This is a genomic window from Kribbella jejuensis, assembly GCF_006715085.1.
Lineage (GTDB): Bacteria > Actinomycetota > Actinomycetes > Propionibacteriales > Kribbellaceae > Kribbella > Kribbella jejuensis.
The window spans coordinates 248594-261376 of record NZ_VFMM01000001.1 but is presented as its reverse complement, the minus strand read 5'-3'; the positions used below and the strand labels follow the sequence as shown (position 1 = coordinate 261376).

The window sequence follows — 12783 nt, the reverse complement described above, 5'->3', positions numbered from 1 at the left end:
CAAGGAGTTCCCGTGAGAAGAACAGTCGGCGCGGCCCTGCTGGCACTGACGTGCCTGGTCACCGCGGCAGCGTGCACCAACCCCGGCACCGGCAACACCCAGACCTCGGCGTCCGTGACCTGGCCGGGCGAGACGGACAAGCTCGACGGCACCACGCTGACCATCTGGGCGGCGCAGAACAGCAACACCGTGCCCAAGGCGGTGATCGCGGACTTCCAGTCCGCCACCGGCGCGAAGGTCAACGTGGTCACGATCCCGGACCCGTACGAGCAGGGCGTCCAGACGAAGGTTGCCTCCGGGGACAAACCGGACCTGGCCTTCTGGCAGCCGACCGCGTCCCAGCTGACCGCGCTGAACGCGTCGACGAATCTGCAGACGCTGGACGGCGCGCCCTGGCTGGGCAAGTTCAAGCCGGAGCTGCGCGACATCACCGGCAAGCTCGACGGCAAGCGGTACGCCGCACTGATCACCAGCCCGGCGGTCGAGGGCGTCTACTACAACAAGCAGGTGTTCGCGAAGTACGGCATCAGCTCGCTGCCGAAGAACTTCGACGAGCTGATCGCCGACGCGAAGACGATCAAGGCCAAGGGCGGTACGCCGTTCTACGAGATGGGTGGCGACCGGTGGGCCACCCAGTGGTGGGTCCAGGTCCAGCTCGCCGACGCCGCGAAGGCCGGCCTCTGGGACAAGGTGAACAAGAACCAGGAGAAGTTCACCGACCCGACGATCCTGAACGCGATCAAGAAGTACAAGGACCTCGTCGACCAGGGGCTGTTCAACAAGAACATCACCTCGGCCACGTTCGACGACCAGGGCAAGGCGCTGCTGGCCGGTGACGCCGCGATGGTGATCCAGGTGAACTCGTTCTTCAGCCAGCTGCAGGCCAAGGCCAAGACCGCCGAGCTGAACCAGAAGATCGGCTTCTTCCCGATCTCGCCGAGCGGCAACGTCGGCACCTTCATCCCGGACCAGTCCAACGCGCTGGTCGCGTTCAAGACCGGTGACAGCAAGCGCGAGGCGGCGGCCCGGCAACTGCTGAGCTTCTGGCTCGGCTCGGAGTACCCGAAGTTCCTGGCCGACCAGAACACGGTCTCACTGGAGACCGGCGTACCGTCGCCGAGCACCGTCCCGGACGCGCTGAACTCTGTCAGCGAGTCGCTCGCCACGTCGGTCGGTTCGATGCAGGCGCTGGCCGTGGCCAACCCCGACCTGTACCTCAACCTCGCGAACATGCTGGCCGGCAAGATGACGCCCGAGCAGGTGGCCTCGACCACGCAGGCCCAGTTCGCCCAGCTCGCCAAGGCGATGGGGACCTCGGGATTCTAGATGAGAGCTTCCTCGAGGCCGGCCCAGCCGTGGTGGTTCCTCGCCCCGGCGTTCGCCGTACTGATCGTGTTCTTCCTCGTCCCGACGCTGTACAACCTGATCTACGCGTTCACCGACTGGTCGAGTTTCAAGACCGCGATCAACCCGGTCGGCCTGCAGAACTTCCGTGACCTGCTCGGGAACGGAATCCTGCTGAAGGACCTGCGCACGACGGTGATCTACGCCGCGCTGGTCGCCCTGTTCCAGAACCTGTTCGGTCTGGTACTGGCGTTGCTGCTGGAATCGGACACCCGGCTGAACCGCTTCGCGCGGGTGATGTTCTTCATCCCGGTGATCATGTCCGCGCTGGCGGTCGGCTACATCTTCCAGGCGTTGCTGAAACCGACCGGGGCGCTGAACGCGATCCTCGGCTGGTTCGCCGGGCACGAGGTGCAGCACGCCTGGCTGGCCGACAGTTGGACCCTGCTGTACGTCGCGCTGATCCATGCGTGGAAGTGGATGGGGCTGGCGATGCTGATCTACCTGGCGGGGCTGAAGACGATCGGCGTCGACGTCCTCGAAGCTGCCCGCATCGACGGCGCCGGCGCCTGGCAGACGTTCCGCCAGGTCCGGTTCCCGCTGCTGGCACCCGCCGTCACGTTCAACGTCGCGACCGCTCTGCTCGGCTCGATGAACAGCTTCGACATCGTCCAGGCGACCACCGGCGGAGGTCCCGCACAGAGCACGGAGATCCTGAACATCTTCATCTACCGCACGTTCGGTCAGGGCCTGTTCGCGCAGGCCACGACGATGAGCCTGGTGCTGTTGCTGGTCATCGCGGTGATGGCCTTCCCGACCATCTGGGTACTGCGGCGACGGGAGCAGGTGCTGTGAATACTTGGCGTGTCGTCCGCCCCGGCATCGTGGTCGTCCTCCTGCTCGGCCTGCTCGGTGTACCGCTCTGGCTGGTCTTCATCACCTCGGCGAAGAGCCGGGGAGACGCGCTGAGTCCGAGCCTGTCGCTGCCCCGGGACGGCTGGCACCTGGCCGCCAACTACACCGAGGTCTTCACCGAGGGCCGGGTCTGGAAGGCGTTCTTCGGCAGCCTGTCGATCGTGCTGCCGTCGACCGTCCTGCTGTTGTTGCTCGGGGCAATGGCCGCCTGGGTGCTGGCCCGGCGGAGCGGGATCGTCATCGCGGTGCTGTACGCGATCGGCATCAGCGGCATCGTGCTGCCGCCCGCGGTGATCACCCTCGTCCTGCTGCTGCGGCAGCTGACCATCGACGGCACGCTGAGCGGGATGGTGCTGGTCTACACCGGCATCTACATGTCGACCGCGATCTTCTTCATCACCGGCTTCATCCGGACCATCCCGGCCGAGCTGGAGGAGGCCGCCCGGGTGGACGGTGCCGGTCCGGTGCGGATCTTCTTCACGATCATCCTGCCGCTGCTCCGCCCGGTACTCGCCACCGCGACGATCCTGATCTGCCTGTACATCTGGAACGACGTCTTCTACGCGTTCTTCGTGATCGGCGGCCGCAAGGACACCCTGCCGCTGAACCTGTTCCAGGTCGCCAGCGCCGGCCTGTACCTCAACAACTGGCACCTCATCTTCGCGTACGTCGTACTGATGAGCCTCCCGCTGCTCGTCGTCTTCGCCGTCGCCCAACGCCGCATCATCTCCGGCATCACCGGCGGCGCCGTCAAATAAGGAGACCAATGCCCAAACCCACGCGATCGACTGTGCTCGTGTCGGCCCTAGCCCTGACGCTGGGAGCACTCACCGCCCAGCACTCCACCGCGGCGCCTACCGCGGAAACCCTGGCTGTCGATTTCTCCCAGACCACCGGTGACTTCCGCGGCGGCGCGAGCGGGACCCTGTACGGCCTCAGCGACGACGGCGTGCCGTCCCAGGCCGTGCTGAACGGCGCACACGTCACCAACACCTCCCAGAAGCCGCCGGACGGCGCGCAGCACCCGAACGGGGACGTACTGAACGTCGAGAAGTCGTTCTTCGCCGGAGCCGGCAAGGATCTGCTCGTCTACGTCCCGGACATGTATCCGGACTGGCCGTACAACAAGGGCCGGCGTCCCGGTGACGCGAACAACGACGGGGTCTGGGACTACCTGCCGATCATCCGGCAGGTCGCGGAGAAGATCGCGACCACGTCGACGCACCCGAAGGACATCGTCTTCGTCCCGTTCAACGAGCCCGAAGGACCGTGGTACCCGGTCGGCGACTGGGCTTATCAGAAGGACATCTTCCTCGCGGACTGGTCGGCCGCCTACCGGACCATCCAGGACGTCTACGCCGAGCACGGACTCGGCCACGCCAAGATCGGCGGGCCGGGCTGGTACGCCTGGCACCAGCAGCCCAGCGCGGATCTGTTGTCCTATGCGAAGGCGCACAACGAACTGCCCGACCTGTTCATCTGGCACGAGCTCGGCACCAACAACCTCGCCACCTTCCGCGGCAACTACGCGCAGTACGAGGCGCTTCTGGCCAATCTCGACCTTCCGCAGATCCCGGTGAACATCACCGAGTTCGGCATGCTGCGCGACATGGGTACGCCTGGTCAGCTCGTGCAGTGGATGTCGATGTTCGAGGACAAGAAGGTCGACGCCGAGACAGCGTACTGGAACTACTCGGGCAACCTGTCGGACAACAGCTCCCGCAACAACGGTGGCAACGGTGGCTGGTGGATGTTCAAGTGGTACGGCGACCTGGCCGGCACCAAGACGGTCAAGGTCACCCCGCCGCGCCTGAACGCCGTCGACACCCTGCAGGGCATGGCGGCGGTGGACTCCGTCAACAAGAAGGCGACGGTCCTCTTCGGTGGCGGCAGCCAGGACGTGAATCTTGACCTGACCGGTCTCGACCGGATCGGTAGCACGGTCGACGTCACGGTTCGTGCCGATCGGCTGAACGGTGCCGAAGGCGCCGCACTCCAACCGCCCGTCGTACTGTCCACTCGTGTTGCCGTCAGCAACGGTCACGTCCAGCTGACGGTGCCGAACAACGATCGCTACTCGGCGTACCAAGTGCAGATCACCCCGGCGCTCGCCGCGCGGCAGCCCGTCTCGACCGACCTGGTGAGCAGTGTCGAGGCCGAGAACACCGCGCTGACGAACGCGACCGTGTACTACGAGGACCCGACGCGTGAGTGGAACTTCATGGCGTCGAACTCGCGCGACGTCGGCTCGTTCAACCAGGCCGGCTCCGGCGCGACCTGGCCGGTGACCGTCCCGCATGCCGGTTCGTACCGGTTGTCGATCCTGGCCGGAACGAACGGCGTACCGGGCAAGCACGCGCTCTTCGTCGACGGTGTCTTCAGCAAGTACGTCGACTACTCGGCGGGCCTGCACTGGACCTACCGCGGTACGACTGACGTCCCGCTCACCCTGACCGCGGGCGCGCACACGCTCTCGATTCGCGGATCGGCGGACGGCACCACGAAGTTGCCCGGTCTCGACATCGTGCTGGACCGCTTCGACCTGTACGACAACACCTCCGGCGAGAACGCGGTCTACCCGGCCGCGGAGGCTCGACTCGCCGGTGGCGCTCAGCTCTCCTACGCACAAGCCGGTACAGCGGGATACGCCGCGCTCGGCGGACCCGCGACCGCGACCGTCTACGCGGCGGCGGCGGCCACCGGCTACTACGACATCACCGCGCACTTCGTCACGACCAAGGCACACCGTCAGCTCAAGCTGCTCGTGAACGGGCGACCCGTCGCGCTGCCCAAGGTCGCCGCTCCCGGTGCGTGGGCCGCCACCGCTCGGGTCTACCTGCCACAGGGCATCAACGAGCTCACGGTGAGTGCACCTCCCGGCGATCTCCTGCTCGGCGACGTGACCACCTCACGAGGTGCTGCTCAGCTGGCAGCGGAAGCCGACCCGGCGAACGTCCACCGCGCCGAGGCGGAATCGCTCACCCTGGCCGGAACGGCCGCCGTCGAGAGCTTGCCCGCCGCAACGGGTTCCAACGGCTCCGCGGACGCCGATGGCGTGGTGCATGACGTCGTCAACGTAGGCAAGGGTGCCGCGAACACGATCACCATGGCCCGGCCGGCGGGCTTCGGCGCGGGCGAGTACCAGTTGGTGTTCGGAGCGTCGAACGCCGACAAGTCCGATCCGATCAACTACAACCCACAGGTGATCAGCCGCTTCCTCGACGTCACCGAGGCCGGCGGTTCGACGGTCCGCGGCGCCTTCCGGCACAACTACTCGTGGAACAGCTTCTGGGACAAGACCATCCCGCTGACGCTGACCACCCGAGCCGGCGCACTGACCTTCGGCAACCCAACAGGCCCGGCTCCTCACCTCGACACCGTCACCCTGGCCAGGTTCGTGGCCGGCAGCACCCTGACACCTGACAGTTGATGGACAGCTAGGTCGCTTCGCCTTCGCGCCAGCGGGCGCGGAGGTGGAAGGCGGCGGTTTTGGGTCGGCGGTCACGGGTGAAGATGCCCTTGCGGTTGCCGTCGACCCGGAACACGCCCGGCATGGTGGCGAAATCGGCGAAGCTCCAGACCTGTTCGCCGACGACCGCGTCGATCCGGTCGAAGACCCGGTGATAGACGTCGAGGAGCTCGGTCTGGTACTCCTCGCTCCAGGGGCTGGGCACGAGGTTGCGGAGGCCGGGATAGGTGTCGGCGCCGTACTCGGTCATGATGATGGGCTTGTCGTGCAGTTTCGCCCATTGGCGCAGTTCCGCCTCGAGTTCGATCTCGGCCGATTCCAGGTCGCCCGGACCGAAGTACCAGCCGTAGTAGCGGTTCAACAGCACGACGTCGAACAGGTCGGTGACCACGCACTCGTCGGGTGCCGCCATCAGCGCGTTGGCGTAGGCGATCGGCCGGCTGGGGTCGAGCGTGCGGGCGTGCGCGGCGAGCGGGGCGAAGTAGTCGCGTGCTTCGGGCTGGATGTTGTCGGGTTCGTTGGCGAGGCACCACAGAACGACGCTCGGATGGAACTTGTCGCGGGCGATGAGTTCCTGGATCGCTTGCTGATGAGCCCGTTGGGCGTCGTCCCCGACCGCGTTCGGGGCGAACGTGGACACTCGCTTCCCGGAGCCGAAGACCCCGCCGCCGATGTTGCGGTTCAGGCCGACGGCCGGTGTCTCGCCGATGACGACGATGCCGTGCCGGTCGGCGTGGTCGAGGACTTCCTCGGCGTGCGGGTAGTGCGCGGTACGGATCGAGTTCGCGCCGATCCAGTCCAGCAGCGCGAAGTCGTGCACCATGAGTACGTCGTCGTGCCCCTTGCCGCGGACGGCCGCGTCCTCGTGTTTGCCGAACCCCTTGAAATAGAACGGTTTCCCGTTGATCAGGAACTGCTGCCCGCGGACCTCGACCGTGCGCACGCCGACCGGCTGCCGGTAGCTGTCGACGAGCCCGGTCGCGTCGAACAGGCGGGCCTCGAGCTCGTAGAGGTACCCGTCGCCGGGTCCCCACGCGTGTACGCCGGGCACTCGCAGCGTGCCGCCCGCGCCGTCCGACGCGGCGACTTCGCGCCCGGATGCATCACGCAGTACCACGTGTACCTCAGCGTCGCCGCTGCTGTCGACGCGGTATCCGACGAGTCCAGTGGTGCCGTCGAGGGTGGTGTCGAGGGTGAGGTCGGCGATGTACGTCGGGGGAGTCGTGTACAGCCACACCGGCCGATGCAGTCCTGCGTAGTTGAAGAAGTCGTGGAAGTAGCGCTGCACGCTCCGGCCGTCGGGGCGTTCCTCGACGATGCCCGGCGGGATCGTCGCCCAGCTCAGTTCGTTGTTGACGACGACCGTGACGCGGTTCTCGCCGCCCGGTCGCAGCTGGCCGGTGACGTCGGCCTCGAACGGGGTATAGCCGCCTTCGTGCTGGGCGACCTCGGTGTCGTTGACCCAGACCGTTGCGCGGTGCGTCGCCGCGTCGAATCGCAGGACCGTGCGCTGCCCCGTCCACCTGCCCGGGACCCAGACAGTTGTCTGGTACCAGGCGTCTCCGACATGGTCGCGGATCGTCCCATCCGGGTAGATGTCGTTGTAGCTGGCCGGTACCGGGACGTCCATGGCGTCGGCGAGGGGTGATCGCCACCAGCCTTCGCCGCGGCCGGCCCCTTCGGCGTCCAGCCGGAACCTCCACAATCCGGTCAGCGATCGTCGTTCGCGGGTCGGTCCGTCCTGCGGACGCAGCATTTTTCGGGCTCCCTATTTGATGCCGGTGTGTGCGATGCCTTGGATGAACTGTTTCTGAAGTACGAGGAAGAGCAGCACGATCGGCGTGACGACGGTGACGGCACCGGCGAGCAGCAGGCCGTAGTTGGTGCCGTTCGCGCCGACCGAGAAGAGTGCGAGGGCGACCGGCAGGGTGTAGTGGTCCTCGGTCTGGGCGATGACCAGTGGCCAGAGGAAGTTGTTCCACTGGGCTAGGAAGGTCAGGATCGCCAGGGTTGCCAACGGCGGACGGCACAGCGGTACGACGACCCGCAGGAAGATCCGTACTTCGCCGGCGCCGTCGAGCCGGGCGGCTTCGAGGAGCGAGTCGGGGATGTCCCGGATGAACTGGCGCATCAGGAACACGCCGAGCGGAGTCACCACGAAGGGCAGGATCAGCCCGAGGTAGGAGTTGCTCATGCCCAGGTTGCTGACCAGGACGAACAGCGGCACGAACGTGGTGACGCCTGGGATGATCAGCATCGTGAGGACCAGGCCGAACAGCAGCTTCTTCCCGGCGAAGTCCAGCTTCGCGAACGCGTACCCGGCCATCGAACTGAAGAGCAAGTTTCCGAGGACGCAGCTCGCGGCGACCACAGTGCTGTTGAAGAAATAGAGCCCGAAGTTCTGCTTGGACAGCAGTTGGCCGAAGTTGCCGAGCGTGGGGGAGCGGGGCAGCCAGGCGCTCGGAGCGGCGACGATCTCCCCGGTCGGTTTGACCGATCCCAGGAACATCCACGCGAACGGCGCCAGCGTAGCGATCAGGCCGAGCGCGAGTGCGCCGTACAGGAGGATGCGTGCGGGTCGCAGCGAGCGGGACGCGGTATGGGTGGCAGTTGCCGCGGTGGTACTCGCGGTGATGGTGGTCATGTCAGGCCTTGGCTCGGAAGATCCGGAACTGGACGAAGCTGAGCAGTGCGATCGCGGCTACCAGCACGTACGACGCGGCTGACGCCATGCCGTAGTTGCCGAAACCGAACTGCTGATAGGCGTAGTAGCTGATCGAGGTCGTGCTGCCCAGCGGGCCGCCGCTCGTCATCACGAACGGCTCTTCGAAGAACTGCAGGTAGCCGATGCTGAGCAGTACGGCGACCACCAGGGTCGTCGGTCTGAGCAGCGGCAGCGTGACGTTGCGGAACGCCTGCCACCGGGTGGCGCCGTCGACCCGCGCCGACTCGAGCAGGTCGGCCGGCACAGATTGCAGGCCGGCCAGGAAGATCACCATCGGAATGCCGAAGTGCCGCCAGACCGCCATCACGATCAGCGCCGGCATCGCCCAGTGCGGGTCGTTCAACCAGTCCGGCCCGTGGATCCCGATCACGGCAAGGGCCGAGTTGATCATGCCGTCCGGCTCGTACAGGTACCTCCAGACCACCGCGATCGCGACGACGCTGGTGACCACCGGAGCGAAGTAGCCGACCCGGAACAGGGCTTTCGCGCGCCGGATGCCGGAGTTGAGGGCGACCGCGAGTGCCAGCGCGATGATCATCGTCAACGGGATGCCGGCGGCGACGAAGTACAGCGTGTTGACCGCGGCGCGCCGGAAGACCGGGTCCCCGAAGAGTGCCGTGTAGTGGGACACGCCAACGAAGTCGACGCTGAACGGGGTGCGGATGTCCCGCGCGGTGATGTCGGTGACGCTCATCGACAGCGACGAGACGACCGGCCACACCCCGAAGGTCGCGAACAGTGCGATGAAGGGTCCGCAGAAGCCCCAGGCGACGAAGGTCCGGCGGGCCACAGCTATTCACCCGTTCCGATCGTCGACGCGCGCTGCTGGATCTCCTTGAGCGCTGCCTGCGGCGTCGAGACGCCCTTCGCGACCTTTTCGAACTCGGCGTCGAGTACGGCGGTGACCTGCCGCCAGGTCGTCGTGTTCGGCCCCGACTGCGCCGTCGTCAACTGGTCGCGGAACACGGCCAAGGTCGGGTCGGTCGCAAGCTTCCCCTCGCTCCACGCGGACTGGACGGCGGGTAGGTCGCCGGACAGCCCGTACCAGGTCTTCTGAACCTCCGGAGCCGACATCCACCGGATGAACTTCCAGGCGCCGTCGCGGTTCCTCGCGTCCTTGAACACCGACCACTGGCCGCCGCCGATGTAGCTGGCGTTGGACTTCGGACCCGCCGGAAGCGGCGCGACGCCTACCTTGTCCTTGACGAATGCCTCGCCGCCGGCCGACTTCAGCAGGCCTTCTTCCCACGGACCGGAGATCAGCGCCGCGGTGGACCCGGCGACGAACTGCGGTTCGATCTCGCCCAGGCTCACCGGACCGTTCGGGTTCGACAGCTTCGATGTGATGAACTGCTGGTAGAACTCGAGTCCCTTCCGGGCGTCGGGAGTGTCGAAGGTGAACTGCTTCCCGTCCGCACTCATCAGTTCCGCGCCCGCCTGCCACATGAACGGCACAACCGATTGCCACGTCGCGTTGGCGCCGGTCGGCAGGGACAGACCCCACTTGGCTCCGTGCTGCTGGAGAGCCTTCAGGAACGGTCCGTACTCGTCCCAGGTCTTCGGCGCGGACACGCCCGCGGCCTGCGCGAGATCCTTGCGATAGAACAAGGAGCGCGTCTCGACGTACCACGGAACACCGTACTCGGCGCCTTCGAACTCTGTGCTCTGGACCGCGCCGGGGTAGAAGGTGCTCTGGTCGACGAGGCCGGACGGAACCTTCTCCAGCCCACCCATGGACGCGAACGCCGCGAGGTCGACCGCACCCACCATGGTGGCGTCCGGAGTGTCTCCCGAGGCGATCGCCGTCTGTACCTTCTTCGCGTAGTCCTGCCAGGGAACGGCGGTCACCTCGACCTTCGCGTCTGGGTTCGCCTTGCTGAACTCGGCGGCCAGTTTGGGCAGGAGTTCGCCCTCGGTTCCCATCGCCCACACGGTGATCGTGCCGTTCGCGGGCTGGGTGTCGACGGCTGCGCCCGCCGGCGCTTCGGCCGATCGGGCATCGGACCGGCCACAGCCGGCCATCAGAAGTGCGACGGCCGCGCCGCCGGCGAGTGTCTTCGCAACGCGTGAGCTGAACATGGGCAGGACAGTAGCGCGAAAACCGAACAGTTGCCACAATTTGGAATAGGTGAATTTCTCACCGTTCTCCGGGCATTAGGGTTGGGGCATGAGCGACACGCGGCGCGGGCCGTACGCGAAGAGCGCGCGCCGACAGGCCGAGATCGTGGCCTCTGCCACGTCGGTGTTCTCGGCCCGTGGGTATCGCGGCGGGTCGCTGCGGGAGATCGCGAAGCAGCTCGACCTCAGCCTGACCAGCGTCGTCCACCACTTCCCGAGCAAGAGCGCCCTGCTCGTCGCGGTCCTCGAGAGCGCCGACTCCGCGCACGCCGACTCGTTCCAGGCCGACAGCCAGGACAAGGGCGTCGCGTATGCCGTCCTGCAGTACGTACGCCGCAACGTCGAGCGGCCCGAGATGCTGCGGCTGCTCGCGCTGATGGCGGCGGAGTCGTCAGCGCCCGACCACCCTGCGCACGAGTGGTTCCGGACCCGGTACGAACAGACGATCCGCATGCTGGCGCTCGCGCTGCGCCGTGACCAGCAGGAAGGCCGCGTCGCCAATCCGCGCGACCCGCACGGCATCGCCGAGTCTCTGGTCGCGTTGTGGGACGGGCTGCAACTTCAGTGGCTCATCGATCCCGGCCGTCGCGACCTCGTCGCCGCGATGACGTCCGCACTGCAGGACCTCCTCGGCCCGCAGTCCCTACCGGAGTGAGCCCAGGGATCGGCCGACCGGGCCGCCGAGGCCGGTGGTGGTGGTTGCCTGGTTGTGGAGGAAGGGGAGGTTGCCGAAGGCGGGGTGGGTGCGGCCCAGGGGGCCGGCGGCCAGGGCGGTGAGCAGGTTCAGGGTGACCTTGCGGGCGAAGGCCACCGAGTCCGGGCCGACGTGGTTCGCCGGGTCCGGACTCTCCAACGCCCGGACCCATTCGATGGTTCCGGTGTCGAACACCCCGGCGCCGGAATCGGTCGTGTAGTAGCTCGCGTCCGAGACCGAGTGCTTGCGGTGGCAGGTCACCGGCGAGTGCGCGACGACCTGCAGGTCGGACGGCGTACCGGCGATCGGGTAGGCGCGGTCGGCCTCGTCGCCGATCAGGCCGGGGTAGGACGACTCCAGGCCCGCGCCGGTGCCGGCGTACAGGAAGAAGTTCGGGTCGAGGACGGTGAAGGCGCCGGTCGCGTCGGAGCACTCGTACAGCATGCCGGTCAGGCTGTTCTCCGGATCCGGGTACGGCGTGGCCCGCCAGTGCACCGTGGTCTCGGGGGAGTCGTGGACCGGGTCGAGCGTCGCGTCCTTGTAGCCGACCATGATCCGGTTCGGCCCATGCCCGTCGGCGGCGTACCGGACCCGCCAGAAGACCGCGTTCGCGCCGAGGAACGCCAGGTTCGTGCCGGCGTCGCGGGCGGCGGTGACGACCTGCCGCATCCGCGTCGACCAGTACTCGTCGTGTCCGCCGAAGACGATCGCTCGGGCGCCGTCGGCGAGGCCCGGATCGGCCTGCAGGTCGACGCTGGTCGCGTACGCCACCGGTACGCCGCTCTGCTCGGCCAACTGGACCAGCGGGAGGTTGTCGTTGAACACGCCGCGCGCGCCGTCCACGTCGTACGGACGGTCGAAGGTGACCATCAGCGACCGCTTGGCCGGCTTGCGCCGCGGGCCGTGGTAGAGCGAGTAGCCGCCCCAGGCGTTGTACGCCTCGTCGGTGTTCACCGCGCTGACGATCAGGACGGCGTCGCGGGCGCTGTCCGAGCGGACCACGATCGGGACGTACTTCTCCTTGCCGGTCGATGCCCGGAGCAACAACAGGTAGCTGCCGGGCGGCCAGTCCTTGGTCTGCACGGTCAGCGACGGAGTCCAGTTGGTGGCGGTGATCATCCTGTTCCGCGTCAGCAGCGGCAGGGGCTGGTGCGTGCCCGGGATCTTCGCCGAGGTCCAGATCAGTTTCGCGCCGGCACCGCCGTACCAGCCGATCCGGAACGCGCGGACGGTGAACGCGCCGTCGGACGAGGTGACGAACAGCCGGAACGGTTCGCCGCTGCGGACGCTGACGTGGTCGGCGTACCCGGCGAGCTCCATCGGGCCGGCGACCAGGTCCGCGGGGATCTGCCACGCTCTGCTGCCCGGAAAGTACTGGCCCCCGAGTGTGTCCTGCTGCTGGCCCTCGAGCGGTGAACCCGACCCGGCTGTGCGCGTGCAGCCGCTGAGCAGTGCCAGCAGCAACGCCGCGGCCGCCAGCACCTTCGTGCCCCGCATCCACCGCCTCCTTCCGCGTGC

10 protein-coding genes are annotated in these 12783 nt (G+C 67.2%); 5 read left to right on the top strand and 5 right to left on the bottom strand.

Annotation, left to right across the window (positions count from 1 at the left end; genetic code table 11):
• The first annotated feature begins 12 nt into the window (after positions 1-12).
• Genes FB475_RS01280 through FB475_RS01265 form a run of 4 tightly spaced genes read left to right on the top strand, consistent with a single transcriptional unit; the run spans position 13 to position 5689 of the window.
• Complete coding sequence (locus FB475_RS01280; protein WP_141851719.1) at positions 13-1326, top strand: ABC transporter substrate-binding protein; 1314 nt, start codon at positions 13-15, stop codon at positions 1324-1326.
• Positions 1327-2199, top strand: coding sequence for a carbohydrate ABC transporter permease (locus FB475_RS01275; protein WP_141851717.1), 873 nt, complete (start codon positions 1327-1329; stop codon positions 2197-2199).
• Entirely contained in the window at positions 2196-3017 is an 822-nt protein-coding gene (locus tag FB475_RS01270) for a carbohydrate ABC transporter permease (protein ID WP_202878226.1), read from the top strand. Before FB475_RS01275 ends, FB475_RS01270 begins: the two co-directional genes overlap by 4 nt.
• 8 nt (positions 3018-3025) lie before the next feature.
• Positions 3026-5689: a carbohydrate-binding protein gene (locus tag FB475_RS01265; protein ID WP_141851715.1), complete on the top strand. Its 2664-nt coding sequence runs from the start codon at positions 3026-3028 to the stop codon at positions 5687-5689.
• Positions 5690-5696: 7 nt separating this feature from the next.
• Here the strand turns inward: FB475_RS01265 and uidA are convergent, their stop codons facing one another.
• The 4 genes from uidA to FB475_RS01245 are packed head-to-tail and all read right to left on the bottom strand — an operon-like array spanning position 5697 to position 10532.
• Entirely contained in the window at positions 5697-7484 is a 1788-nt protein-coding gene (gene uidA / locus FB475_RS01260; RefSeq protein WP_141851713.1) for a beta-glucuronidase, read from the bottom strand.
• Between the two features lie 12 nt (positions 7485-7496).
• Positions 7497-8372 (bottom strand): carbohydrate ABC transporter permease, encoded by an 876-nt coding sequence (locus FB475_RS01255; protein WP_141851711.1) that lies wholly within the window; start codon positions 8370-8372, stop codon positions 7497-7499.
• A 1-nt stretch (position 8373) separates the two neighbouring features.
• Positions 8374-9243 (bottom strand): carbohydrate ABC transporter permease, encoded by an 870-nt coding sequence (locus FB475_RS01250; RefSeq protein WP_238331898.1) that lies wholly within the window; start codon positions 9241-9243, stop codon positions 8374-8376.
• Between the two features lie 2 nt (positions 9244-9245).
• Positions 9246-10532 (bottom strand): sugar ABC transporter substrate-binding protein, encoded by a 1287-nt coding sequence (locus FB475_RS01245; protein WP_141851707.1) that lies wholly within the window; start codon positions 10530-10532, stop codon positions 9246-9248.
• 88 nt (positions 10533-10620) lie between these two features.
• Between FB475_RS01245 and FB475_RS01240 the strand changes: the two genes are divergently transcribed.
• Complete coding sequence (locus FB475_RS01240) at positions 10621-11226, top strand: TetR/AcrR family transcriptional regulator (protein WP_141851705.1); 606 nt, start codon at positions 10621-10623, stop codon at positions 11224-11226.
• Here FB475_RS01240 and FB475_RS01235 read toward each other — a convergent pair.
• Complete coding sequence (locus FB475_RS01235) at positions 11215-12762, bottom strand: N,N-dimethylformamidase beta subunit family domain-containing protein (RefSeq protein WP_141851703.1); 1548 nt, start codon at positions 12760-12762, stop codon at positions 11215-11217. The genes FB475_RS01240 and FB475_RS01235 overlap by 12 nt on opposite strands.
• Positions 12763-12783: the final 21 nt, after the last annotated feature.